Origin of the sequence: Ruegeria sp. (assembly GCF_040830605.1) — a bacterium.
Lineage (GTDB): Bacteria > Pseudomonadota > Alphaproteobacteria > Rhodobacterales > Rhodobacteraceae > Ruegeria.
The window spans coordinates 708303-731415 of record NZ_JBFOMD010000001.1 but is presented as its reverse complement, the minus strand read 5'-3'; the positions used below and the strand labels follow the sequence as shown (position 1 = coordinate 731415).

At 62.5% G+C, this 23113-nt stretch carries 21 protein-coding genes and 1 tRNA gene; 14 read left to right on the top strand and 8 right to left on the bottom strand.

All coding sequences use genetic code 11. The annotated features are described in order from the left end of the window. Positions 1-43: 43 nt before the first annotated feature. The 5 genes from parE (at position 44) to AB3N21_RS03515 (ending at position 6103) form a co-directional block, all read left to right on the top strand. Positions 44-2002, top strand: a complete 1959-nt coding sequence (gene parE / locus AB3N21_RS03535; RefSeq protein ID WP_367933892.1) for a DNA topoisomerase IV subunit B — start codon at positions 44-46, stop codon at positions 2000-2002. Positions 2003-2005: 3 nt separating this feature from the next. After that, the gene (locus AB3N21_RS03530) at positions 2006-2776 is read left to right on the top strand and encodes a hypothetical protein (RefSeq protein WP_367933891.1); all 771 of its coding nucleotides are present in this window, start codon (positions 2006-2008) and stop codon (positions 2774-2776) included. 664 nt (positions 2777-3440) lie between these two features. Continuing rightward, positions 3441-4253 carry a hypothetical protein gene (locus AB3N21_RS03525; protein WP_171178508.1) on the top strand — a complete coding sequence of 271 codons (813 nt, stop codon included), beginning with the start codon at positions 3441-3443 and terminating at the stop codon, positions 4251-4253. Between the two features lie 76 nt (positions 4254-4329). Further along, positions 4330-5064, top strand: coding sequence for a folate-binding protein YgfZ (locus AB3N21_RS03520; protein WP_367933890.1), 735 nt, complete (start codon positions 4330-4332; stop codon positions 5062-5064). A gap of 109 nt (positions 5065-5173) precedes the next feature. Beyond that, positions 5174-6103: an ABC transporter transmembrane domain-containing protein gene (locus tag AB3N21_RS03515; RefSeq protein WP_367933889.1), complete on the top strand. Its 930-nt coding sequence runs from the start codon at positions 5174-5176 to the stop codon at positions 6101-6103. 86 nt (positions 6104-6189) lie between these two features. Here AB3N21_RS03515 and efp read toward each other — a convergent pair whose 3' ends face one another. Continuing rightward, positions 6190-6753 (bottom strand): elongation factor P, encoded by a 564-nt coding sequence (gene efp, locus AB3N21_RS03510; RefSeq protein ID WP_171179940.1) that lies wholly within the window; start codon positions 6751-6753, stop codon positions 6190-6192. A gap of 219 nt (positions 6754-6972) precedes the next feature. Here efp and AB3N21_RS03505 point away from each other — a divergent pair, with 219 nt between their 5' ends. Continuing rightward, the gene (locus tag AB3N21_RS03505) at positions 6973-7293 is read left to right on the top strand and encodes a DUF6280 family protein (RefSeq protein WP_037310273.1); all 321 of its coding nucleotides are present in this window, start codon (positions 6973-6975) and stop codon (positions 7291-7293) included. Positions 7294-7354: 61 nt separating this feature from the next. Here the strand turns inward: AB3N21_RS03505 and AB3N21_RS03500 are convergent, their stop codons facing one another. After that, complete coding sequence (locus tag AB3N21_RS03500) at positions 7355-7924, bottom strand: cobalamin biosynthesis protein CobQ (protein ID WP_367933888.1); 570 nt, start codon at positions 7922-7924, stop codon at positions 7355-7357. A gap of 58 nt (positions 7925-7982) precedes the next feature. Here AB3N21_RS03500 and AB3N21_RS03495 point away from each other — a divergent pair, with 58 nt between their 5' ends. Further along, on the top strand, positions 7983-9449 hold the full coding sequence (locus tag AB3N21_RS03495; protein ID WP_367933887.1) for a cobyric acid synthase: 1467 nt from the start codon (positions 7983-7985) through the stop codon (positions 9447-9449). A 52-nt stretch (positions 9450-9501) separates the two neighbouring features. Here the strand turns inward: AB3N21_RS03495 and AB3N21_RS03490 are convergent, their stop codons facing one another. From AB3N21_RS03490 to AB3N21_RS03480, 3 genes are all read right to left on the bottom strand, one after another. Then, positions 9502-10446, bottom strand: coding sequence for a hypothetical protein (locus AB3N21_RS03490; protein ID WP_367933886.1), 945 nt, complete (start codon positions 10444-10446; stop codon positions 9502-9504). A 77-nt stretch (positions 10447-10523) separates the two neighbouring features. Further along, positions 10524-11942, bottom strand: a complete 1419-nt coding sequence (locus AB3N21_RS03485; RefSeq protein ID WP_171179947.1) for a TolC family outer membrane protein — start codon at positions 11940-11942, stop codon at positions 10524-10526. Positions 11943-12033: 91 nt separating this feature from the next. Further along, positions 12034-12687 (bottom strand): protein-L-isoaspartate O-methyltransferase, encoded by a 654-nt coding sequence (locus AB3N21_RS03480; RefSeq protein WP_367933885.1) that lies wholly within the window; start codon positions 12685-12687, stop codon positions 12034-12036. A 213-nt stretch (positions 12688-12900) separates the two neighbouring features. Between AB3N21_RS03480 and AB3N21_RS03475 the strand changes: the two genes are divergently transcribed. Beyond that, positions 12901-12974 (top strand) — tRNA-Cys (locus tag AB3N21_RS03475). Positions 12975-13079: 105 nt separating this feature from the next. Here the strand turns inward: AB3N21_RS03475 and AB3N21_RS03470 are convergent. Beyond that, positions 13080-13274: a SlyX family protein gene (locus tag AB3N21_RS03470; RefSeq protein ID WP_171179952.1), complete on the bottom strand. Its 195-nt coding sequence runs from the start codon at positions 13272-13274 to the stop codon at positions 13080-13082. 101 nt (positions 13275-13375) lie between these two features. Between AB3N21_RS03470 and AB3N21_RS03465 the strand changes: the two genes are divergently transcribed. From AB3N21_RS03465 to AB3N21_RS03445, 5 genes are all read left to right on the top strand, one after another. Then, on the top strand, positions 13376-14179 hold the full coding sequence (locus AB3N21_RS03465; protein WP_367933884.1) for a crotonase/enoyl-CoA hydratase family protein: 804 nt from the start codon (positions 13376-13378) through the stop codon (positions 14177-14179). Positions 14180-14377: 198 nt separating this feature from the next. After that, on the top strand, positions 14378-15874 hold the full coding sequence (gene hisS / locus AB3N21_RS03460; protein ID WP_367933883.1) for a histidine--tRNA ligase: 1497 nt from the start codon (positions 14378-14380) through the stop codon (positions 15872-15874). After that, a complete protein-coding gene (locus tag AB3N21_RS03455) occupies positions 15874-16962 on the top strand; it encodes an ATP phosphoribosyltransferase regulatory subunit (protein WP_367933882.1) in 1089 nt (362 codons plus the stop codon). The genes hisS and AB3N21_RS03455 overlap by 1 nt, the downstream gene beginning before the upstream one ends. Then, a complete protein-coding gene (gene hisG, locus AB3N21_RS03450; RefSeq protein WP_367933881.1) occupies positions 16959-17657 on the top strand; it encodes an ATP phosphoribosyltransferase in 699 nt (232 codons plus the stop codon). Before AB3N21_RS03455 ends, hisG begins: the two co-directional genes overlap by 4 nt. An 82-nt stretch (positions 17658-17739) precedes the next feature. Continuing rightward, on the top strand, positions 17740-18333 hold the full coding sequence (locus AB3N21_RS03445) for a hypothetical protein (RefSeq protein WP_367933880.1): 594 nt from the start codon (positions 17740-17742) through the stop codon (positions 18331-18333). Positions 18334-18355: 22 nt separating this feature from the next. On the opposite strand, the gene AB3N21_RS03440 is transcribed toward AB3N21_RS03445, so the two are convergent. Further along, the gene (locus tag AB3N21_RS03440; RefSeq protein WP_367933879.1) at positions 18356-18787 is read right to left on the bottom strand and encodes a DUF1489 family protein; all 432 of its coding nucleotides are present in this window, start codon (positions 18785-18787) and stop codon (positions 18356-18358) included. 458 nt (positions 18788-19245) lie between these two features. Here AB3N21_RS03440 and AB3N21_RS03435 point away from each other — a divergent pair, with 458 nt between their 5' ends. After that, positions 19246-21528, top strand: a complete 2283-nt coding sequence (locus AB3N21_RS03435; protein WP_367933878.1) for an adenosylcobalamin-dependent ribonucleoside-diphosphate reductase — start codon at positions 19246-19248, stop codon at positions 21526-21528. A gap of 7 nt (positions 21529-21535) precedes the next feature. On the opposite strand, the gene AB3N21_RS03430 is transcribed toward AB3N21_RS03435, so the two are convergent. Beyond that, entirely contained in the window at positions 21536-23101 is a 1566-nt protein-coding gene (locus AB3N21_RS03430; protein ID WP_367933877.1) for a carbamoyltransferase C-terminal domain-containing protein, read from the bottom strand. Positions 23102-23113 lie beyond the last annotated feature (12 nt).

The following is a 23113-nucleotide window of genomic DNA, read 5'->3' as shown; positions in this document are numbered from 1 at the left end:
CCCCTGCCATAATGGCGAAAACCCAAGAACAAGAGCAGCAGCCATGCCCGAAGATTTTTTGACGCCGAGCGCGACCACCACCTATGACGCCTCCTCGATCGAGGTGCTTGAGGGGCTGGAGCCCGTGCGCAAACGCCCCGGCATGTATATCGGCGGCACCGATGAACGCGCGCTGCACCACTTGGTCGCCGAGATCCTCGACAACTCGATGGACGAGGCGGTGGCGGGGCACGCCAACCGGATCGAGGTGGAACTACACGAGGATTACGCCCTGACCGTGCGCGACAACGGACGCGGCATCCCGATCGACCCGCACCCGAAGTTTCCGGACAAATCCGCTTTGGAGGTCATCCTGTGCACCCTGCATGCGGGCGGCAAGTTCTCGGGCAAGGCGTATCAGACCTCGGGTGGTCTGCATGGCGTCGGTGCCTCGGTGGTCAACGCGCTGTCGGATTCCATGGTGGTGCAGGTGGCCCGCGACAAGCAGCTGTTTGAACAGCGCTTCTCGCGCGGTGTGCCGCTGGGACCGGTCGAAAAGGTCGGCGCGGCGCCCAACCGGCGCGGCACCACTGTCACCTTCCACGCCGATGCGGAAATCTTCGGCCATCACCGGTTCAAGCCCGCACGCCTGTTCAAGTCGATCCGCTCCAAGGCCTACCTGTTCTCGGGCGTCGAGATCCGCTGGAAATCGGCCATCGACGATGGCGAGACCCCGACCGAGGCCAGCTTTCACTTCCCCGGCGGCCTTTCCGATTACCTCAAGGAGACGATGAACGGCTCGTCCACCTATGCCGAGCAGCCCTTTGCCGGCACCGTGGACTTTCAGGAGAAATTCGGCACCCCCGGCAAGGTGGAATGGGCGATCAACTGGACGCCCTCGCGCGACGGGTTCATCCAGTCTTACTGTAACACCGTGCCCACGCCCGAGGGCGGCACCCATGTGGCCGGGTTCTGGGCGGCGATCCTCAAGGGGATCAAGGCGTATGGGGAACTGACCAACAACAAAAAGGCGGGCCAGATCACCCGCGACGACCTGATCACCGGGGGCTGCGCGCTGGTGTCGTGCTTTATTCGCGAGCCGGAATTCGTCGGCCAGACCAAGGACCGGCTGGCCACGGTCGAGGCACAGCGGCTGGTCGAGAACTCGGTCCGCGACCATTTCGACAACTGGCTGGCGGCGGATACCAAGTCGGCCGGAGCGATCCTGGATTTCCTCGTGCTGCGCGCCGAAGAACGGCTGCGGCGGCGTCAGGAAAAGGAAACCGCCCGCAAAAGCGCCACCAAGAAACTGCGCCTGCCCGGCAAGCTGGTGGACTGTTCCGCCACCAACCGCGACGGCACTGAGCTGTTCATTGTCGAGGGCGACAGCGCGGGCGGCTCGGCCAAGATGGCGCGCAACCGCAAGACGCAGGCGCTGCTGCCGCTGCGGGGCAAGATCCTGAACGTGCTGGGGGCGGCAAGTTCGAAACTGGGCTCGAACGCCGAGATCAACGACCTGACGCAAGCGCTGGGGGTCGGCCTTGGCACCAAGTTCAACATCGACGATCTGCGGTATGACAAGATCATCATCATGACCGACGCGGATGTGGACGGGGCGCATATCGCCTCGCTGCTGATGACGTTCTTCTTCACCCAGATGCGCCCGATGATCGACGCGGGCCACCTGTACCTGGCCTGCCCGCCGCTCTACCGCCTGACCCAAGGCGCCAAGCGCGTCTATTGCCTGGACGAGATGGAACGGGACGAGTGGCTTGAGAAAGGTCTGGGCGGCAAGGGCAAGATCGACGTCTCGCGCTTCAAGGGTCTGGGCGAGATGGACGCCAAGGACCTGAAAGAGACCACGATGGACCCCGCCTCGCGCAAGCTGATCCGGGTGACGATAGACGAGGACGAACCCGGCGAGACCGGCGATCTGGTCGAGCGGCTGATGGGGAAAAAGCCCGAACTGCGGTTCCAGTACATTCAGGAAAACGCGCGGTTTGTGGAGGAGTTGGATGTTTGAGGAGTGAAGAAATTCTCCATTTCCCAAAAACTGAAGTTTTTAGAGAATCCTGTTGCACTCAGCAAAAAATGGCCTTGGCTGTATTGGAGAATATACAACTTTTCTTGGAAAGATTACTTCTGGATTTTCGATAACAAACTGTCGAAGGCGTCTATCTTGGCTTCTGCCGCTGGATACCTACTGTACCTAAACGACATACTTATTCACAATGGGTTTGGATTCGAAGGAATTACGAACAACTTCACATCTGTTTTTGGACTGGATACTAGACAAAAACTATCTCTTATCTACTTTGGGTTAATCCTTATCTCCTTGAGCCGGCTTTTATTCCTCTGGCGCCGCCCGAATTCGATAAGGTTAGGGCCAGACCTATCAAGCTGGGTCATACACGGTCTGCGTGAATTTACTTTCTATGATTTCAACGAACTACACGGTGATATAACATACAACACGCATCGAACCCTGTACGGAAAATACTATACCGACGATTGGGAAGCGTTTGTAGAGGACGCCCGATGGGAGCAAAGTGGGAAAACTAGCGAACTAAGCCCTGCTCAGAAAAAACGAAGCAGAAGTAATGTCGATTTTTCCACTGCGAAGGCCAAACACGAAGACTTATTGAGATCTATTTTGATCGATAGGTATTACGAATACTCTGCAAGGAATAAAATTTCCCTTCTAGCTGCTTTGGCATTAGCTACAATCGGTTACATAATGTTTCTATTGCCAAATTTTGATTTGCTTTTGACCGTGGTTCGTAGTCACATCTCGTAGCAAGCTGTAGGGTGGGTTTCCAACCCACCACTGCTCCCCCAAAACCCGCGCACAAGCGTGGGATGAGTGCTCACACCCATCATTCGTAAATCCGCCGGCGGGCGATGGGTTAAAACCCATCCTACCCCAAACACGAACCTCGCGCCCGGCCAGAGAGTGGGCGCGTGCATGATGCCTTGCACCCTGCATTGGGTTGGATGGGGCGAGGCATTCCCACAAACCGTAGCAAGCGTAGGATGGGTGCTCGCACCCATCATTCAGAATTCTCTGTGACGCAGCGATGGGTGTAAACACCCATCCTACCTCAACCGCAAACCTCGCGCCCCGGCCCGAGGGTGCCTGCGGAACGCGCCCGCGTCGTGCCGCAGGCACGCCTGCGGCGTGACGGGGTGGGGCGAGCGCGTGCATGATGCTTCGCATCATGCATTGGATTGGATAGGGCGCGGCGTTTCCACGAACCGCAGGGCGGGCTTCAGCCCGCCACCCCTCCAACAAACAGGACCACGAAAACCGCCCCACACCTCGCTCACCACACGCCAAAAAACATTTTGTACAAAACAAACAAACCCCGCCCCGGAGCCGGTACAAGACGAACAAAACACCGCAACCCTACAACTTCGTGAGGACGGTTGCCTGAGCCCCCTGCCCCCGTAAACTCCCTCACATGACGTTCATTGCCGATAACCAGTTGCCGCTGCTGATCCTGTTCTTTCTGATCGGATCGGTCGGCACCGCGTTCCTGTTCCGCAAACCCGCCGGGCACCGGGCGTGGAAGCTGGCGGATCTGGTCTGGGTCGTGCTGGGCGGCATCGGCGCTTTAGTTGCTGTTTTAGCTGGACTTTATACCGCCGACAGCTCGCGCCTCGACCGGCAGATCGACGTGGCCTATGCCGCCAGCCTCGCCTTTGACCGCGACGCCGCGCGGTTCCGGCTGCGGTTCTGCGATCCGGCCTATGATCCCGATACCGCTGTTCTGTGCGAAAAGGTCGAGTTCCTGTCCGCCTCGACCGCCAGCAATTCCGAGCTGCCGCTGTTCATCGCCGTCACCAACGAGGTGGCGCCGCTGCAGGGGCTGAATTTCCTGTTCGGCGGGTCGGACAAGGACGACATGGACGAGATGCGCGAGAAGGTGGCGCAGGCGGATGCGTTCGAGATCGACCAGTTCCTGGTCTTCACGTCGCTGGACGAACCCACCCAGGCCGCCATCGACAACCTGCGCCGCAAGGTGCCCGCGATTGCAGGGGATTACCTGATCATCGCGCAGAGCTATGACGATCTCGTCGAGCAGGTCGGCAAGCTCAAGGATGAGTGGGAGTATCTGCAGGACAACGCCGAGATCCTGCTGTTGCAGATCATCGCCCTGTGTCTGGTCAGCTTCGCGGCGCCGTTCCGGCTGGGCAAATCGATTGTCGAACTGCGGGCGAGCCGGGGCGCCGCCCCCACGCCGCGCCGGGGTCAGGGGAAGCGGGCCAAGTAGAACGGTTATCTCGGCTCTGGTCTTGGGGCCATGATCTCCTATATCACGGGGTCCGAACAGATCATGAGGACCGCCCATGCCCACCCGCCGCATCCTGCGCCTGACCGGCAAAGACACCGAGGATTTCCTGCAGGGGCTGGTCACCAATGACATCGCCCGGCTGGAACAGGGGCTGGTCTATGCGGCGCTGCTGACGCCGCAAGGCAAGTATATCGCCGATTTCTTCTTGGCCCGGGATGGTGACGGGGTGCTGCTGGATGTGGCCGAGGATCTGGCCGACATGCTGGTCAAACGGCTGGGCATGTACAAGCTGCGCGCTGACGTGACGATTGCCGAGAGCGGGTTGCAGGTGCAGCGCGGCACCGGTCCCGCCCCCGAGGGTGCGCTGCCCGACCCGCGGCACGCGGATATGGGCTGGCGGGCCTACACCGAAGCGCCCGAGAGCGACGATGGCAGCGACTGGGATGCGATCCGGGTGGCTCATTGCATCCCTGAAAGCGGGATCGAGTTGACGCCCGACAGCTATGTTCTGGAATCCGGGTTCGAGACGCTAAACGGGGTGGATTTCAAGAAGGGCTGTTACGTCGGTCAGGAGGTCACGGCGCGCATGAAACACAAGACCGAGCTGCGCAAGGGGCTGCGGGTGGTCGAGATCGACGGCAGTGCACCTGTCGGGGCCGAGATCAAGGCGGATGGCAAAGTCGCAGGCACGCTCTTTACCCAATCCGGCGGGCGGGGCATCGCCTATCTGCGGCTGGACCGGGCGAAGGGGGAGATGCAGGCGGGTGAGACTTCCGTGCGCTTGCCCTAAACGGGCTGTGGCCATTGGGGCACGACGCGGCCCCGGCGGGGCCTGCACGGTTTGAACTCCGGGCGCGGCCGCCCCAGACTTGCGCCATCCACTGGACCGGGATGCGCTCATGTTTCAACTCTATGCCGCAATCTGGCGCGTCAGCGCCGGGCGTCAGGTCGTCCTGATTGTGCTCTCCATCGCCATCGCCGCGCTGGCCGCAGCCCCGCTGGAGTTTCAGCGCAATATCATCAACCTGCTGACCAAAGGCGGGCTGGATACCGCGCAGCTCTATCTATTAGGCGCGGGCATGATGGCGGTGATCGGGCTGAGTTTGGGTCTGAAATGGCTGCTGGGCTTTCGCAGCGGCACGCTGGGCGAGGATGTGATCCGCCTGATCCGGCAGCGGCTGCTGACCCGGGCGGTGGATGCAGATGAAAGCGGAGAAGACGTGCGCCGAGGCACGCTGACCACCGCCGTCTCGGCCGAGGCCGAGGAGCTTGGCAAATTCGCCGGTGCCGCCTTTTCCGAGCCGGTGGTGCAGATCGGCACGCTGATCAGCGTGATCGGCTATATCTCATCGACCCAGCCGGGGCTGGGCCTGATCGCGCTGTCGATGATCCTGCCGCAGATCGCCATCGTCCTGATCTCGCAGCGCAAGGTGAACGTTTTTGTGGCCGAGCGGGTGCGGGTTCTGAGAGCCGCCACCGACCGGCTGACGGCAGAGCAGATCGAGGCGGTGACGCGCGAGGTGACCGACCGGTTCGACGCCATATTCGAGACGCGACGGCAGATGTTTCTATGGAAGCTGTCGGCCAAATTCCTGCTCAGCATGATCAACGGCGCGGGCACGGTTGCGGTGCTGATGCTGGGCGGCTGGCTGGTGCTGAACGGGCGCACGGATGTCGGCACCGTGGTGGCCGCGACCAGCGGTCTGGCACGCATTCAGGGGCCGACGGCGTTCCTGATCGCCTTCTACCGGCAAGTCAGCGCCAACCGGATCAAATATGAACTGCTGCTTGAGATTTTCGGACCTGCCGCCACCAGGCAGCGGGCATAGTTTCTGCCCCGGTTTTCATGAAGAAAGCCGCCCCGGGCGGAGCGGCCTCAGATCTCGGATCAAGCGCCGTGTTCCGGAACGCAACGTCATGCGCGTTCGGAGTATTCCATGGTTTCGGTGTTCACCACGATCATCTCGTCCTGCCCGATGAAGGGCGGCACCATGACCTTGACGCCGTTGTCGAGAATCGCCGGCTTGAACGAATTGGCCGCGGTCTGGCCTTTGACCACCGGCTCGGTCTCGACGATCTTGCAGGTGACTTTCTGGGGCAGCGTGGCGTTCAGCGCCTCGGCCTCGTAGAACTCGACCACGATGGTCATGCCGTCCTGCAGAAACGGGCGGCGATCGCCCAAGAGATCGGCCGGCAGTTCGATCTGTTCGTAGGTCTCGGTGTCCATGAAGACCAGCATCCCGTCATTTTCATAGAGGAACTGCTGATCCTTCTGTTCCAGCCGCACCCGCTCGACCTTGTCCGCCGAGCGGAAACGTTCGTTCAGCTTGGACCCGTTGCGCAGGTTGCGCAGCTCGACCTGGGCAAAAGCGCCGCCCTTTCCGGGTTTTACGTGGTCAACCTTCACCGCGGCCCACAGGCCATCGTTATGCTCCAGAACATTGCCTGGGCGAATCTCGTTCCCGTTGATCTTGGGCATGACATTATTCCTTCACACATGGTTGATGCACCAATCGTTGCCCCTATATCTGGCGTGACCGATGCTGGCAAGACAACGACACCTAGTGCTGCACGTGCAGCAAGCTATGCAAAATTTGCAACACAATTATGCATTTCTACTGTATCCGAATCGAGCCGGATCGGTCATAAGGATCGCCACGCCGAAAATTGCAAGAGCAAGAACAACAAGGAAGACGAGATGAGAGATTTCGTTGACGGCACCGCCTTTAACAACGAGCAGGGCAACCGCGCTCGCAAGCTGTTTGCGGCTGTTGTGCTGGCCGCATTGGATGATGCCATTGCGGACGACAAGAAATACGGCAACGGGCCCGAGCAGATCGCCCGTTGGGCACGTTCGCGTGATGGGCGCGAAGTGCTGAGCTGCGCCGGTATCGACCCCAATGAGCGGGTCGTGAGCGGCCTGATGGAATTCGTGGGCCGCGGGGTGCGGACCTCGGTCGCGCTGTCGCGCGAGGAAAGCGAACGGCGCAACGCCGCGCAACAGGCCGAAGCCGCCTGAACCAGCCTACCTTGGATTGGAAAAACGCGCTCCCAGAACGGGAGCGTGTTTTTTTGAGCCCTCAGAAATACAGGATCCACTGACGGGCCACCCATAGCTCGGCTGCCAGCAGCGCGCCAAAGCCCAACCTGCCCCAGAGGCCGATCCCCTTGCGCCAGAGAACAGTGTAGGCCGCCAGACAGGCCAGCGCCGCCACCGGCGCGATCCACAAGGCGTGATGCGTTCGGTCCCAATAGCTGAGCGGGCTGTCAAACACCCAGTCCGACAGCGGCCAGAAATGCGGCCTGCCATCGCCGGCATGCAGCACGAAATCGGTGGCCAGATGCAAAAGCCCGGCGCTTGCAAACGCCATCATCGGCGCCCAGCCCAGCCGGATCGCCACCAGCAGAACCGCTCCCCACAGCAGGAACGAGTTGTCGATGGCAAAGACGGTTTGCCAGGCGGACGAAAAGTACAACCTGTCGAACACCACCTGCTCGGGGATGTTCAGGACATACAGCGACGTGCCCGCCATCAGATAGAGCGACAGGTCCGGTAGCAGCGCCCCGGCCAGCGCAGCTGCCATGGTGCGCCGCTCGCCGGGCGCACCAAAGGCGGCGGCGCCGATCAAAAGATGCGCGGGCGTGTTCACCGGCCTTTTCCTTTGTCCCCAAATCGGGTCATCTGCGCCTCAGCATAGGAGGCAGGCCATGGTTCGGTCCATCATGATTCAGGGCACCGGCAGCAATGTCGGCAAGTCGGTTCTGGTCGCCGGTCTGGCGCGGGCCTACACCCGGCGCGGGCTGCGGGTGGCACCGTTCAAGCCGCAGAACATGTCGAACAACGCCGCCGTGACCGAAAACGGCGGCGAGATCGGGCGGGCGCAGGCGCTGCAGGCGCGCGCCGCCATGCGGCCCACCCATACGGATATGAACCCGATCCTGCTCAAGCCCGAGACCGATACCGGCGCGCAGATCATCGTGCAGGGCCAGCGGGCGGGCACGATGAAGGCGGGCGATTACCGCAAGCACAAGTCCAAGCTTCTGGGGGCGGCGCTGGACAGTTTCGACCGGCTGTGCGCCGATGCCGATCTGGTGCTGATCGAGGGCGCGGGCAGCCCGGCCGAGACCAATCTGCGCCAGGGCGACATCGCCAATATGGGCTTTGCCTGCGCGGCAGGTGTGCCGGTGGTGCTGGTGGGTGACATTCACCGGGGCGGCGTGATCGCACAGCTGGTGGGCACGCAGGCGGTGCTGGACCCGGATGATCTGGCGACGATCCGGGGCTTTGCAGTGAACCGGTTCAAGGGCGACGTGTCGCTGTTCGACGAGGGCCGTGACGATATCGCCGCCCGCACCGGCTGGCCCTGTCTGGGCGTGGTGCCGTGGTTCAACGACGCCTGGCGCCTGCCCGCCGAGGACATGATGGACATCCGCTCGCACGCAGGCGGCGCCTGCAAGGTGGCAGTGCCGCAATTGGAGCGGATGGCGAATTTCGACGATCTCGATCCGCTGGCCGCCGAGCCCGGACTTACGGTCGAGGTCATCCCCGCTGGTCGCCCCTTGCCCGGAGATGCCGATCTGGTACTGCTGCCCGGCAGCAAATCCACCATCGGCGATCTGGCCTATTTTCGGGCGCAGGGCTGGGATATCGACCTCTATGCCCATGTGCGGCGTGGCGGGCACGTTCTGGGTCTATGTGGCGGTTATCAGATGCTGGGTCGGACCATCGCCGACCCTGACGGGGTGGATGGCCGCCCCGGCACGGTCAACGGTCTGGGCCTGCTCGATGTAGAGACGGTCATGGCCGGGCAAAAGCAGGTCACGCTGCGCGCGGCCAAGGCCCTGCCCGGTGGCGAGCCGGTCGCGGGCTATGAGATCCATATGGGCCGGACCGAGGGGCCGGATTGCGCGCGCGCATGGCTCGAGGTCGAGGGGCGGCCCGAAGGTGCGGCCAGTGCCGACGGCCGTATCAGGGGCAGCTACCTGCACGGGCTCTTCGCCTCGGATGCCTTCCGCACCAGCTATCTGGCGGGGCTGGGTGTCGCGTCAGATGTGGCCTATGAGGACGGTGTGGACCGGACGCTGGACGCGCTGGCGGATCATCTTGAGCAGCATATGGATCTGGACCTGCTGCTGTCACTGGCAGAAAAACCCAAAAGCGGCACCCGGATGTGACTCCGGCGTGCCGCTGTGATTTCTGAACTGCGCTTTGGGCGCGGCTAGCGTGCTATTCCAGTTCCTTCGCCGTCAGCGCGCGGTGAACCTCACGCCGGACCAGTTTGCGCACATTGCGGGTGATGCGCTCACCCAGCGCCCCCTGCAGCTCCTGACGGACGATATCGGCCACCATCAGGCGTAGAGTTTCCTCGTCCAGCACCGCCTCTTCTGCCGGTGCAGGGCTGGCTGCAGTTTCGCTGGTGTCCTCAGCTTCCGCAGGCTCAACAACGGGGTCAGCCTGCGCCTCGATCACCTCGGGCTCATCGCTCTGAACCTGCTCGGGCTCATCCGTCAGCTCGGGCATCAGGTCGGCCACCGGTTCTGCCATACTGGCCTCAAGCTCGGCGCGGATTTCAGCCTCAAGCTTGGCGGCCATGTCGCCGTCCTGCCAATTCAGGCTGCGGGTCCAGGTTCCGGAATAGTCATCGTCGCTTTCGCCATCCGGTTCCCACTGATCCTCGGTCTGGGCAATCGCGGCTTCCAGCGCTTCGATCTTGGCACTGAGGCTGTCGGCCAGATGCTTCTGGCTGAGTTCGATCGCGGGTTCAGGTTGCCAGCCTGCGTCTTCGGCGGTCTCTTCCGCCTCCGCCGCGGGTTTGATTTCCAGCGGAGAATTGGCGGGCGTGACGTCCCGCCCTTCGATCCAGACCGCATCCACCGGGCGCAACAGCATCGGCTTGGACAGGTCCATGTCAAACGCCCGGCCCGTCTCCTTGTCCTCGGCGTTCGCGACCGCCTTCCCCGGCACATCGCGGTCCGCCAGATTGGCGGCGCAATGCGGGTTGGCATCGGCTGGCGTAGCAATACGCAGCGCCGGGGTCAGGATCAGACGATCCGGCTTTTGCTGTGGGGTCCGGGGCGCGGGGCGCAGTTCCTTGCGGCCCTCTTCGCTGACCAGACGGCGAATCGAGGACAACACATCCTCGATCTCAACTTGTGCGACAGGTTCTGACATCATTTTTTCTACCACTCTTGCCCTCGGGTTTGAGTGTAGCGAATGTCAGGCCACCTCACAACAGATAGTATGGCAATTCACTGTTTCCCCAATGCCTTGAGGACCCGATCCAGATCTCGGCTCTGTTTGCTGACCTGCGCCGGGGCGCCCTTGACCAGGTTGTAATAGAGCGTGGGATCATAGATTTGCACCGCCAGACCCAGCCGTTCGGCGGTCAGCAGACCCTGCGCCTGCAGCACCTGATAGGCGGCAAGAGATCGCTCGGTACGGGCGGAAACCTGCGCGAGCTGCGCATCCAGCAGGTCCTGCTCAGCCGTCAGCACGTCCAGCGTGGTGCGCGCGCCCAGCGTCGCCTCTTCGCGGATGCCGTCAAAGGCTACCTGCGCCGCCCGGACACGCTCGTTCGAGGCGGTCAGGCTGGCATTGGCGGTCTGAAACCGTACATAAGCGTCGTTGACGCCTTGCCGGATGTCCTTCTGCACGTTCAGCAGGTTCGAGCGCGAGGCGTCGCGGGTGGCCATCGCCCGGCGCACGACAGCGGCCAGGCGGCCACCAGCATAAATCGGCTGGCTGTAGATCAGCGCTCCGCTGGCCGTGTTGCTATTGTCGTCGTTGCGGAAGTTCTCTGTGATGCCCACATCGGCCTGGAACCGGACCGTGGGGCCCAATCCGGCGCGCTGCTGCTCGACGGTCAGGTCCAGCGCCCGCACCTGATGCTGCGCAGACAGGATCGACGGGTGGTTGCGATTGGCCAGGTTCACAGCATCCCCCAGCGAGCGGGGCTGCTGCGGCAGGCGCGGCTGACCGGCGGTGCGGCCCGGCTGACGGCCCACGGCGTTGACATATTCGGCCTGCGCGGTGCTCAGCGCGCCTTGCGCATCGGCCAGGTTGGCCCGCGCATTGGCCAGACGCGACTCCGACAGGGCCACGTCGGTGCGGGTGACCTCACCCACCTCGAACCGGTCCTGCGAGGCGCGCAGTTCCTCGCCCAGAAGGCGCACGTTGTTCTGACGGATGGCGACGGTTTCTTCCTGCAGCAGAACACCGAGATAGGCCGTCACCGCCCGGAACAGCACCTGCTGTTCGATCTGTATCAGCGTCTGCCGAGTGGCCAGAACCGTCTCTTGCGCCGATTGCTTGCCCAGGAGCGAGGCGCCGCCATCGTAGATCAACTGCTGCAGGGTCAGCCCGGTGAAAAAGGTCGCAGGCTCGTTGTCGGTGACCAGAGCGCCGGTGCGGGTCCGGTTGTAGTCCTGCTGAATGCGCGCGGTCCAATCGATGATCGGGCGCAGCGCCGACAGCGCAATCGCCACATCTTCGTCAGCGGCGCGCAGCAGCGCCCTGTTCTGCTCCAGCAGCCCGCTGGTGTTATACGCCCCGATCAGGGCGTCCGTCAGATTGTCCGCCCAGCCCTGGCGTGGTGCCAGCACGGCCAGCGAAACCCCGGCGGTGAGAACCAGCATTCTGGTCAGTTTTCCACGAACCACTCTGCGCATCGCGTGCCTCATAAAATTTTTTAATTGCTCTGCGCACAGTTTGCGCGTTTGCGCAGGTCATGGCAAGGCAACGGAAAGTTCTGGCTGTGAACTATAGCGCAAATGCACGTGCACCGGTGAATCCGGGCAACACCGGGGCGCCCGCATTGAACGCATAGCGCCAGGTTACGCGTCCCGCGGCCTTGTGGCCGATGCGCACGGTGCCCAGGTCGCCTTCCATGAACACGCAGGCAATCCGGCCGTGATCCTTGAGCTGATCCAGCAGCGCCTGCGGCACCTCTTCGACCCCGCCCTGCACCATGATCACGTCATAGGGCCCGTGCTCTGCGGCGCCCTCGGCCAGCGGGCCGGTATGCACGACCGCATTGTCGGCGCCCGCGTCCATCAGCAGCGTCTGCGCCTCTTCGGCCAGTTGCTCATCCTCTTCCACAGCAACGACAAGCTGCGCCATGCGCGCGGTCACGGCGGTCGAATAGCCCAGCGCCGGGGCCACATCCAACACCATCTCATCCTTGGAAATGTTCAGCGCGTCCAGTATCTTGGCCAGCGTGCGAGGCTCGAGCAGACAGCGCCCCTCGCCCAGATCCATCAGATCGCCGGCATAGGCCGCTTCGCGCTGCGCATCGGGCACGAACTGTTCCCGCGCAACCGTCAGCATCGCGTCGATGATGGGAAACTTGGTCACGTCGGAAGGCCGGATCTGGGTGTCGACCATCATGCGGCGCCGGGCTGCGAAATCTGTCATCTCATCGCTCTTCATTTCCGTGTGTCACCCGGCTTTTGCCACATCCCCGCGACACCGGCAACGTCCCATCGCGCGAAAAGGCGTCGCGGGTCCGGGCCGCGCGGGTAATTCGCGCAATTCGCATGAATTTCGAGGTGTCCCCTCTGGACGCCGCTCCGGAAAGTTGGTAGAACCCGATGCACACCACGGCAAGTGCTTGATTTCACTTGATAAGGCGAGTTGGCGGAGTGGTGACGCAGCGGATTGCAAATCCGTGTACACCGGTTCGATTCCGGTACTCGCCTCCATTCACAACCAAGTCAAAGACTTAGCGCCGGGGCACACAGGTGCGGCACAAAGCCCATGGTGCTGTCGACTTACACAGGCCGTGCCAGCACTTGGACTGCCGGTGCTCAGTAGTGCGGCGGGCGCTCGTCTCCGAGCACCACTCCGCCTGTGCCTTCCTGTTCCCGGGCCGCCTCGCGCTGCATCAGCATCTCGACCTTCCGGGTGAGCCGGTCGATCTCGTCCTGCTGCCGTGCCGTTTCCGCGCTCAACTCATCCACCGTTTTGGTCAGATGGGCGATCTGTTCCTCAAGATGCTGCATGGGCGCGTCTCCTGATCTATGCGTGCCAGCGTCATACATGCGCAACGTCACGCTTGCCAGCCCTGCCTGGGGCGCCGAGGCTGAGTGCAAGGGAGGAGACCATGACCGTCATCACCGAGCGCCGGGACGGGATAACGACCGTCACCATCAACCGCCCCGAAACCCGCAACGCGGTGGACCCGGCCATGGCGCGGGCGCTTTACGAGGTCTTTCTGGCCTTTGAGGCGGATGAAACCCAGCGCGTTGCCATCCTGACCGGCGCGGACGGTTATTTCTGCGCGGGCTTCGATCTGAAGGCGGCGGGCTCGGGCGCGTCGGACGGCTGGCTGGCGGGGCTTGGCTTGCCCGAGAACTGGTCAGATCCGATCTCCGATCCGCTTCCCGGACCGATGGGACCCACGCGGCTGATGCTGTCCAAACCGGTGATCGCCGCAATCGAGGGGCCCGCGGTGGCGGGTGGGATGGAACTGGCGGCGTGGTGCGATCTGCGGGTGATGGCCGAGGGGGCGGTCACCGGCGTCTTCTGCCGCCGCTGGGGCGTGCCGCTGATCGATGGCGGCACCGTGCGGCTGCCGGGCATTCTGGGACAGGGCCGAACCAATGATCTGATCCTCACCGGGCGCCCCGTCGAAACGGATGAGGCGCTGTCCCTGGGGTTTGCCAATCGCGTTTGTCCCAAGGGGGCGGCGCTGGCCAGCGCAACCGCTCTGGCGCGCGAATTGACGCGTTTTCCGCAGGCCTGCATGCTTGCCGACCACCTGTCGGCCCGCATGCCGCCCGAGACGCTGGCTGCCGCGCTGCGCCGCGAATGGCAATCCGCCGCCGCCTTTGTCGCCGAGGGCCGTGCAGGTGCGGCGCGGTTTGCGGCCGGGAAAGGACGCGGCGGGGATTTCTCGGATATCTGAGTCATCTCCGAGCCGCCCTGTCCGGCCATGCGTATTTTTGGCAAGAAGAAGCGAGAGGGTGCGCGTTCTTCTTCCTGTTCACAAATTTGGCGGCCGGAAGTGCGTGTATCTCAGGCGGTTGCGACCCTCGCAGCCTTGCCCCTGCGCGGGCCTTCGGCTAGACCCCGCCCCGACTGCAATCCCCTGAGGACGCCCATCATGGCCAAGCCCAAGAAACAGCCCCGCCCCAAGGCGATCACGCCAAAAGGGTTCCGTGACTATTTCGGCTCGGAAGTCACGCAGCGCACCGAGATGCTGCGGACCATTGCTGGCGTCTATCATCGTTACGGGTTCGATGCCTTGGAGAGCAGCGCGGTCGAGACCGTCGAGGCGCTGGGCAAGTTCCTGCCGGATGTGGACCGCCCGAATGAGGGGGTCTTTGCCTGGCAGGAGTTCGACGAGGGCGGCAACGGCGACTGGATGGCGCTGCGCTATGACCTGACTGCGCCTCTGGCCCGGGTTTACGCACAGCACCGCAACGACCTGCCTACGCCCTATCGGCGCTATGCGATGGGTCCGGTCTGGCGCAACGAAAAGCCGGGGCCGGGGCGGTATCGTCAGTTCTATCAGTGCGATGCGGACACCGTTGGTACCGCTTCGATGGCCGCCGATGCCGAGATTTGCGCCATGCTCAGCGACACGTTGGAGACCGTTGGCATCCCGCGCGGCGACTATCTGGTGCGCGTCAATAACCGCAAAGTGCTGAACGGTGTGCTTGAGGCGATGGGGCTGGGTGAAGACCAAACGGCCCGCGACAACGTGCTGCGCACCATCGACAAGTTCGACAAGGTAGGTGAGCAAGGCGTGCGCGAGCTGCTGACCAAAGGGCGCTTGGATGCCTCGGGTGCGTTCATCGACGGTGTGGGGCTGAGCGAGGATCAGGCCGAGCCGGTCATCGCTTTCCTGACCTCCAAGGCTGCCGATACTGCCGGAACGCTAGCCAATTTGCGCGCCGCTGTGGGCGACAACAAGACCGGTGCTGACGGCATTGCCGAGCTGGAACACATCGGAGAACTGCTCGACGCAGGCGGCTACGGTGCGGATCGGATCGAGATCGACCCCTCGGTCGTGCGCGGTCTCGGGTACTACACCGGCCCGGTCTATGAGGCTGAACTGACCTTTGAAATCTTCGACGAAAAGGGGCGCAAGCGCCAGTTTGGCTCGGTTGCGGGCGGTGGACGCTATGACGATCTGGTCAAGCGCTTCACCGGACAGGAAGTGCCCGCGACCGGTATCTCCATCGGTGTCGACCGTCTGCTCGCCGCGCTGCGCGAGAAGGGCCGCGTTCGGGCCGTTGAACATGGCCCCGTCGTCGTCACCGTCATGGATCGCGACCGTATGGCCGATTATCAGGCGATGGTGGCCGAGCTGCGCAATGCGGGCATCCGGGCCGAGGTTTATCTGGGAAATCCCAAGAACTTCGGCAACCAGCTCAAATATGCCGACCGCCGCAACTCTCCGGTCGCTATCATCGAAGGCGGGGACGAAAAGGCCAAGGGGATCGTGCAGATCAAGGACCTGATCCTTGGCGCAAAGATCGCCGAGAGCGCCACGCTGGAAGAGTGGAAGGAACGCCCCAGCCAGTTCGAAGTGCCGCGCGGCGATCTGGTGGCCAAGGTGCGGGAGATCCTCGCCTCGCAAAGCGGGCAAGGCTGATGCCCAGCCGCGCCCAGACGCTGGAGCGGGCCGCCCGCCTGCGGAGCTATTTCGAGGCCGCCGGGGCCGAGCCGGTGGAAACGCCGGTCCTGCAGCCGGCGGAAACCCTGCTGGACCTTTACGGCGAGGATATCCGGGGCCGCGCCTATGTGACCTCGGACGCGCTGAGGGGCGAGCAGATGCTGCGCCCGGACTACACGGTGCCGGTGGTGCAGAAACATATGGAGTATGGCGCCGAACCTGCCCGCTATACCTATGCGGGCGAGGTGTTCCGGCGGCAGGAGCACGACCCGGACCGGGCCAACGAGTATATCCAGGTGGGATACGAGGTCTTTGACCGCGAAAACCCCGCCGCCGCCGATGCCGAGGTGTTTGCCCTGATTGCCGAGGCCCTGAACGGGCTGCATCTGCGCGCCGCGACCGGGGATATCGGCATCCTGATGGATGCGGTGCGGGGGCTGAACACCACCGACCGCCGCAAGACTGCGCTGATGCGCCATATCTGGCGCCCGCGCCGGTTCCGGGCGTTGCTCGACCGGTTTGCGGGGCGCGCGCCGGTGCCGCCAACCCGGGCCGCGCTGCTTGAGGCCGCCGAGCCCCTGGCAGGCGATATGCCAAAGATCGGCAAGCGTACCGGCGCCGAGATTGCCGACCGCATCGACGCCCTGCGCGCCGATGCCCAGGCCGCGCCGATTTCCGACAACGAGTTGGTGGGGCTGGAGACATTGCTGGCCGTGCGCGAGACCATGCCCTTTGCATTGGAGCAACTGCGCGACGTGGCCGTCGATCTGCCGCAGATCACCCCGGCGCTCGACCGGCTCGAGGCGCGGATCGAGGCGCTGAAGGCGCGCGGGGTGGATGTTGCGGGGCTCGATTTCGAGGCCTCTTATGGCCGCACCTCGATGGAATACTATGACGGCTTCGTCTTTGGCTTTTACCCCGAAACCCGGCCGGACCTGCCCCCCATCGCCACCGGCGGGCGTTATGACGCGCTGACCCGGCAACTGGGCAACGGCGCCGAGATCCCGGCCATCGGCGGCGTGCTGCGCCCCGGCCTGATGCTCGAGCTTGAGGAGGGTGCGCAATGAGCCTGAAGCTGGGTGTGCCCTCGAAAGGGCGGCTGATGGAAAAGACCTTTGCCTGGTTCGAAAAGCGGGGCATCACGCTCAGCCGGACCGGGTCGGACCGCGAATATGCGGGTCGGGTGGACGGCATCGACGGCATGTCTCTGGTGCTGTTGTCGGCCGGAGAGATCCCGCGCGAACTGGCCGCCGGGCGCATCCATCTGGGCGTGACCGGCACCGATCTGGTGCATGAGAAACTGCCGCGCTGGGAACAGCAGGTGGAACAGGTGGCGCCGCTGGGGTTCGGTCAGGCCGATCTGATCGTCGCGGTACCGGCCTGCTGGGTCGATGTGGATACGCTCGACGATCTGGACGCGGCCTCGGCAGCGTTCAGAGCGCGACATAGCCACCGGTTGCGGATCGCGACCAAGTACCACCGGCTGGTGCGTGAATTTCTGACCGACAGCGGGGTTGCCGATTATGCGCTGGTCGACAGCCAAGGCGCGACCGAAGGCACGGTCAAGAACGAAACCGCCGAGGCGATTGCCGATATCACGTCGACCGGCGAGACGCTCAGGGCCAATCACCTCAAGATCCTTGAAGACGGGCTGATCCTGCGCTCGCAGGCGACGCTGTGGCGCAGCCGCGTGGCGCGCTGCGCGGACGCGGATAAAACTGTCCTGGACGACCTGCTGGACCGGCTGCACCGGGCGGCCTGAGCCCCCTCATTTGTCATGATCGGGGCGCATCTGATAAGGTGCGCCTTTGTTTACGTGTATTTCATGACGAATGGAGAATGCTGTGGCCGGCAAGACAAAGATCAGTATCGATGTGTCCTTTGACAAGAAGGTCAAACTGAGCCACGTGGCAAGCGGTAAGTTGCAGAAAGAGAAAGACGGTCTGAAAACCACCAAGACCCTGGGGGTGACCAAGCCCTCGGCTGCCGTTGAATCCCCGGTGCTGCATTGGGACGAGGTCACGGACCCTATCAACAAAACCAAGACGCTGGCCATCAAGGAGGTCAGCGCCAAGGTCGTCTACAGCACACGGGTCTGGATCGACAAGGCAATCGACAAGAAACACGACTGCTACAAGCACGTGTTCGAACACGAGAAACGCCATGTCAAAGTGTGGCAGGCCGGCGTCAAGAAATACGCCAAGGACATCATCAAGGCGGTTGACGCGGCGACGACGCCCAAACTGAGCAAACCGGTTGAGGTCAAGGACAAGGGCGCCGCCAAGGTGCGGGATGAGGCCTTTAAGCGGATCGACAAGGCGCTGGCGGATGCGGTGCAGAAATACGGCAAGAAGATCGGCGACGAATCCAAGAAAAAGATCGACACGTCGTCGGAGCGCAAGAAAACCAACGCGATCTGCGCCGATTACCTGAAATAAGCCGATTGTTCGTTAGCTGCGACTAGAGAACGCCGATCTCGGCCAGCGCCCGGTTCAGATCGTCCGGCAGTGCGTCGTCCTGTACCCGGGTTTTGGGCAGATCGGGCGGGGTGTCCTCGGGTTTCAGATAGCGCCAGCCCTGGAAAGGCCGCTTTTGTGCGCTCTGAGTGCGGTGCAGTTCGGGGTCGAGCACGATGGCGCAGCGGCGGATGCCGTCCTGTCCGATCACCTCGTCCAGCCGCAAGATGCGCTGGCGGCACTGCACCAGCCCCTTGATCACCCAGTAGATCGAGCCACCGTTGAGAATCTCGGCCTCGCGCTTGGGCCACATCCGGGTGACGTGGCGCGGCAGGCCATCCTCGGCCTGGGCGGCACGGGCGCACTGCCAGTCGGCCAGCGTATCGACGCTTTCCGAGCCGACCGAAAGTTTTATGAGGTTCACATACTTATCCACAACTCCCCCACAGAGTCGTCCAGAGGCCTGACTTGATATTGTAGCTCACAGACAGCTTTCATCAACCTATTGTGGTGAACTCGGCGTCAGGTTTAATCTGAGTACCACTGTCGGCAAATCACGAATCACCAGTAGCAGCGCCGAGAAAAAAGTTTTGGTGCTTTAGATGCTCAAGACGTTTCGTGGAATTGGTGCCCCGACTTTGTCGAGGCACCAATCTTTGGGGGATGGCATGGTGCGGGGTACGGCTTCTCATCCACAGCCCCGAGGGTTCGAGCCCCTCCATCTCCACCGCCTATCAACAGCATATCCCGCTGATGATAGAGATCGAACTAGTGTGCCAAGGGCATTTGTAGCGGTCAATCAGAATTGTACTATTTTTTTTTGGCTGGCAAGGTGCCTTTGTTGTCATATATAGTTGAGGTTCGATTGACTGCCACCACCTATAGAGTTGTAGCATGAGCCGCTTTGCCGCCCCCATTGCCGAGCAGATCTGGGACATGAAGTACCGCTTCAAACAGGCGGACGGCACGCCCATCGACCAGACTGTCGAGGACACCTGGCGGCGCATCGCCCGTGATCTGGCGAAGGTCGAAGATGATCCAACGCATTGGGAACAGAAATTCTACGAAGCACTTGAGGATTTCAAATACCTCCCCGCCGGGCGCATCACCGCAGGCGCAGGTACCGCGCGGCAGGTGACCCTGTTCAACTGTTTCGTGATGGGCACAATCCCCGACAGCATGGCCGGTATCTTCGACATGCTGAAAGAGGCGGCGCTGACTATGCAGCAGGGCGGCGGCATCGGCTATGATTTCTCGACCATCCGCCCGCGCGGCGCGGATGTGCACGGGGTGGCGGCGGATGCCTCGGGGCCGCTGTCGTTCATGGACGTATGGGATGCGATGTGCCGCACGATCATGTCCGCAGGCTCGCGCCGGGGGGCGATGATGGCCACCATGCGCTGCGATCACCCGGATATCGAACAGTTCATCACCGCCAAATCCGACCCGGCCCGTCTGCGCATGTTCAACATGTCGGTGCTGGTGACGGATGCCTTCATGGAGGCGGTCAAGGCCGACGGCCCGTGGGAGTTGCAATTCGACGGCAAGGTCTATCACACCGTGCAGGCTCGCGATCTGTGGAACAAGATCATGCAGGCCACCTATGACTATGCCGAGCCGGGCGTGATCTTCATCGACCGGATCAACGCGGCCAATAACCTGAGCTATGTGGAAACCATCGCGGCCACCAACCCATGCGGCGAACAACCCCTGCCCCCTTATGGCGCCTGCCTGCTGGGCTCGATCAATCTGGCGCGGCTGGTGGCAGAGCCTTTCGAAGAGGCGGCCCATCTGGATGAGGACGCGCTGCAGGAGCTTGTCGCCACCGCGATCCGGATGATGGACAACGTGGTCGACGCCTCGAAATTCCCGCTGCCGGAACAGGCCGCCGAGGCGCAGGCCAAGCGCCGGATCGGCCTCGGCGTCACCGGCTTGGCCGACGCTCTGCTGATGCTGGGTCTGCGCTATGGCTCGGACGAGGCGGCGCGCCAAACCGAGCGCTGGTTGCACGCCATCGCCCGCGCCGCATATCTGGCGTCGGTGCAATTGGCGAAGGAGAAAGGGGCGTTCCCCCTGTTCGACGCCGACGCCTATCTGTCCAGCGGCACGATGCAGGCCATGGATGAGGATGTGCGCGACGCGATCCGTGAACACGGCATCCGCAACGCGCTGCTGACCTCGATCGCGCCGACCGGGACGATCTCGCTTTATGCCGGCAATGTCTCATCCGGGATCGAGCCGGTCTTTGCCTACGCCTACACCCGCAAGGTGCTGCAGAAGGACGGCTCGCGCACCGAGGAAGAAGTGGTGGATTACGCCGTGCAACTCTGGCGCGACAAGTTCGGGGATACCGAACTGCCAGAGTTTTTCGTCAACGCCCAGACGCTGACGCCACTGGATCACGTCAAGATGCAGGCGGCAGCGCAGAAATGGATCGACAGTTCGATCTCGAAGACGATCAACTGCCCCGAGGATATCTCGTTCGACGATTTCAAGGATGTCTACATGCAAGCCTGGGATCAGGGCTGCAAGGGCTGCACCACCTACCGGCCCAATGACGTGACCGGATCGGTACTGACGGTCTCGGAAAGCTCGGACAAGGTGCCGGGCGAAAGCGCCGATGCACCGCAAGAGGTCGAAGGCGGCGACGTGATCTACATGTCCGAACCGCTGGACCGCCCGCAGGCGCTCGAGGGCTCGACCTACAAGCTGAAATGGCCCGACAGCGAGCATGCGATCTATCTGACCATCAACGATATCGTCATCGCCGGCCGCCGCCGCCCGTTCGAGGTGTTCATCAACTCCAAGAATATGGAGCACTACGCCTGGACGCTGGCCCTGACACGCATGATTTCAGCCGTGTTCCGGCGGGGTGGTGACGTGTCCTTTGTGGTCGAAGAGCTGAAAGCCGTGTTCGACCCGCGCGGCGGCGCCTGGGTCAAGGGCAAGTACATCCCATCCATTCTGGCTGCCATCGGTGGCGTGATCGAGCATCACATGATCGCCATCGGATTCCTTGAAGGTGAAGGAATGGGCCTGAAATCCGACCCGCAGGCGCAGGTGGTCAACACCGACGCCCCGCGCGGCAAGGCCTGTCCGTCCTGCGGCCAATACGACATGGTGATGATCGAGGGCTGCATGACCTGCCGCAGCTGCGGGCATTCGAAATGCGGGTGAGGATCACCTAGGCAAACCGGTAAAACGAGTTTCCGGCCACGAACCCATCCAGCCCTGCCGACCGCGCATAGTGGCAGAGGTCGCTGGTTTTGTTGATAAAACCCGCCCCCCGGAAGTTCAGGGAGGTGTTGCACAGAACCCCGCTGCCGGAAATTGCCCGAAACTCGGTCAGCAAGTCGTAGAACATCGGGTTTTGATTGCGCGCGACCGTCTGCACCCGCGCCGATCCGTCAACATGGGTGATGGCCTTGAGCGCCGGGTCGGTGACCTTCTGAAAATACAGCATATGTGGCGACGGGCGGGTGGAATCGAAATGCCGGCCCACATCTTCCTCAATACAGGACGGCGCAACCGGGCTGATGTCGGCGCGGTTCTTGGCCCGGTTCAGACGCAGCCGCGCCTCGGCTGAGAACGGAGAGGCCAGAATGGACCGGTTGCCCAAGGCGCGCGGTCCGATTTCACAGTTGCCGCGTGCCCACCCGATGATCTGGCCCTCCATCAGCGCCTGAGCCACGTCGCGCGGATTCTGCTCGGACATGGTCAGACCTTCGTGGTCGATCCTGTCGTCGCAAAAGGACTGACCGGCATAAACGCTCCAGGTCAGTTTGGCTTGCCCGGTATAGTGGCGCATCGCGTCCACCGCTGTCCCGATTGCGCAGCCCGAGTCACTGGTGCAGGGCGGCACGAAGACATCGCTGAACAGGCCGCTGCGCATCCATTTGGTATTCCAGTCGCAATTCAGCCCGCATCCACCGGTGATGATCAGCGGATACCCTTTGGTCAGCTTTTGCTCTGCTGCCGCGTGAAACCGGTCGAAAATGGCATCCGACAGTTTGACCGCAACGTGGCACAGGCGCGGATCGTCGACGCCGATATTGTAGAAGGGCGATCCGGTCAGCTTGTCCTTGCACAAGAGCTCGGCCGCCGGTTCGGACGAAAGCAGATAGTCGATCAGCGCCTGTTCATCCGGGTTGGTTGATCCGTTTTCCCCAAACGCACAGGCCGCCATCAGACGGCCGGGATCCTCGCGCCGCATCCGCCGGGCGGTATCGGGAAACTTTGGATCGGCCAGCGCGTAGAGAAACGAATATCGTTGGCCCGGGGCCTCCATCACCCGCCCCAGATGATGCAGGTTCAGCTGCGCGTCGATCTCATAAAAGTCGCCCAGAACGCCTTCCCAAACCAGAACATAGCACGGCTCACCCTGGTTGAATGGCGACATCGCATAGGCGCCCCAGATATGCGCCCGTTCATGGGTGGACGAAAAATAGTCGACAACCTTGCCAAAGAACGTGCGTTTGCCGACATTCTGCGATCCGTCGCCAATCCCGAAATACCCCGCCCCCGAGGTGGTGACATGCTGTGCCCCTGAGGTGGACCAACCGCTGAGCGCCAGCACATCCGGCAGGTCCCGAAACCAGAGCCCTGAGTCGATGAACGTGTCCGGCGTCACCGAGGTATAGCGGGGAAAGCTGTCTTTTTCGGATTCATAGGAAAACAGCAGCTCACCCCCTGCCGCATCGACCCCTGCAACGCTGCCGTCATGTCCCGATTTGAATGACAGAATCTTCATGTCGCTATCCCC

Coding starts and splice junctions, on each gene's coding strand:
- efp (WP_171179940.1), bottom strand. CDS start 6,753: ATGCCCAAGATCAACGGGAACGAGATTCGCCCAGGCAATGTTCTGGAG.
- AB3N21_RS03490 (WP_367933886.1), bottom strand. CDS start 10,446: ATGTCAGAACCTGTCGCACAAGTTGAGATCGAGGATGTGTTGTCCTCG.
- parE (WP_367933892.1), top strand. CDS start 44: ATGCCCGAAGATTTTTTGACGCCGAGCGCGACCACCACCTATGACGCC.
- AB3N21_RS03435 (WP_367933878.1), top strand. CDS start 19,246: ATGAGCCGCTTTGCCGCCCCCATTGCCGAGCAGATCTGGGACATGAAG.
- AB3N21_RS03455 (WP_367933882.1), top strand. CDS start 15,874: ATGCCCAGCCGCGCCCAGACGCTGGAGCGGGCCGCCCGCCTGCGGAGC.
- AB3N21_RS03515 (WP_367933889.1), top strand. CDS start 5,174: ATGTTTCAACTCTATGCCGCAATCTGGCGCGTCAGCGCCGGGCGTCAG.
- AB3N21_RS03480 (WP_367933885.1), bottom strand. CDS start 12,687: ATGACAGATTTCGCAGCCCGGCGCCGCATGATGGTCGACACCCAGATC.
- AB3N21_RS03485 (WP_171179947.1), bottom strand. CDS start 11,942: ATGCGCAGAGTGGTTCGTGGAAAACTGACCAGAATGCTGGTTCTCACC.
- AB3N21_RS03470 (WP_171179952.1), bottom strand. CDS start 13,274: ATGCAGCATCTTGAGGAACAGATCGCCCATCTGACCAAAACGGTGGAT.
- AB3N21_RS03465 (WP_367933884.1), top strand. CDS start 13,376: ATGACCGTCATCACCGAGCGCCGGGACGGGATAACGACCGTCACCATC.
- hisS (WP_367933883.1), top strand. CDS start 14,378: ATGGCCAAGCCCAAGAAACAGCCCCGCCCCAAGGCGATCACGCCAAAA.
- AB3N21_RS03505 (WP_037310273.1), top strand. CDS start 6,973: ATGAGAGATTTCGTTGACGGCACCGCCTTTAACAACGAGCAGGGCAAC.
- hisG (WP_367933881.1), top strand. CDS start 16,959: ATGAGCCTGAAGCTGGGTGTGCCCTCGAAAGGGCGGCTGATGGAAAAG.
- AB3N21_RS03520 (WP_367933890.1), top strand. CDS start 4,330: ATGCCCACCCGCCGCATCCTGCGCCTGACCGGCAAAGACACCGAGGAT.
- AB3N21_RS03525 (WP_171178508.1), top strand. CDS start 3,441: ATGACGTTCATTGCCGATAACCAGTTGCCGCTGCTGATCCTGTTCTTT.
- AB3N21_RS03430 (WP_367933877.1), bottom strand. CDS start 23,101: ATGAAGATTCTGTCATTCAAATCGGGACATGACGGCAGCGTTGCAGGG.
- AB3N21_RS03495 (WP_367933887.1), top strand. CDS start 7,983: ATGGTTCGGTCCATCATGATTCAGGGCACCGGCAGCAATGTCGGCAAG.